This window comes from Natronococcus sp. (assembly GCF_047921035.1).
Classification (GTDB): Archaea; Halobacteriota; Halobacteria; order Halobacteriales; family Natrialbaceae; genus Natronococcus.
The window spans coordinates 1-1,001 of the sequence record NZ_JBLRWX010000237.1 but is presented as its reverse complement, the minus strand read 5'-3'; the positions used below and the strand labels follow the sequence as shown (position 1 = coordinate 1,001).

The following is a 1,001-nucleotide window of genomic DNA, read 5'->3' as shown; positions in this document are numbered from 1 at the left end:
GGTCGCCGCGTTCGTCGCCGATCCCGCAGGCGCGCACGTCGATCCGATCCTCGAGCCCGTTCAGTCGAACGTTTGCTCGCAGTCGGTCTGCGGTTCGCGGCGCGGGTTCGAACGCGACGACTCGACGGTTCGGCTCGCCGATCGCCAGCGCGAGCGCGTAGATACCGACGTTCGCGCCGACGTCGTAGACGACCGACGAGGGTCCACAGCAGGCCTCGAGCTCCGCGAGCATCCGGTCGTCGCCGTGGCGGTTGAGCGGTTCGAAACACCGGAACGTTCCCGCTGGCGTCCGGTTTCGACGCGAAAACAGCTCCCGGTCGTAGTTGAGCGCCGCCAGTCGGTAGTAGGCGCCGTAGCCGAGTCCGCGGAGCGCTCGGAACGCTCGCGTCCCGAGGTCGGATCGCTCGAGGCGCTCGAGGGCGGCGCTCACGCGGAAACGACGGCCAGGCCCGCGACACCGTCGATCCCGAGGACCTGGGAGCGCCACTCGTCGTCGGTCGCCGCGAGGAACCGTCCGTCGTCGGTGACGGCGTAGACGGCGTCGGCGTAACCGACGTCGACGATCGACCCGGGGGCGTCGAGTTCCCGCCACTCGTCGCCGTCCTCGCCGTACTCGTAGACGCCCGCCTCCGAGACCGCGTGTGCACGGACGAGACTCCCCGGCTCGGATCGGGGGTCCGCGGCGACGACCTCGAACGACCCCTCGAAAATCTCCATCCAGCCGTTACCGAGCTTGTAGAGGCCGTCAGCGGTGGCGGCGAGCGGAACGCCGGCGGCCGAGACGTCGCGGACGTCGGTGAGGCCGGCGTGATCGAGGCCGCCGTCGTGGACCCGGTAGACGCCCCGATCGGTCGCGAGGAGGTCGCCGTCGATCGCCCGAACCGTCGGGTCGAACGCCTCGGCGAGCGTCTCCCACGTGCCGTCCTCGCGGCGGGCGATCCGTCCGTCCGGGCTCGCAGCGAGCAGGCCGGACCCGTCGGCGCCGACCGCGGTCGCGGGGC

Annotated in this window: 2 protein-coding genes; both read right to left on the bottom strand. The window is 71.6% G+C overall.

Annotated features, from left to right (window positions below; all coding sequences use genetic code 11):
* Positions 1 to 430, bottom strand: a 430-nt coding sequence (locus ACNA7R_RS20465; protein WP_416285376.1) for an FkbM family methyltransferase, incomplete at its 3' end; no start/stop codon positions are given.
* Positions 427 to 1,001 (bottom strand): hypothetical protein (locus ACNA7R_RS20460; protein WP_416285375.1); only part of this gene is annotated, 575 nt, incomplete at its 5' end. The genes ACNA7R_RS20460 and ACNA7R_RS20465, both read right to left, overlap by 4 nt.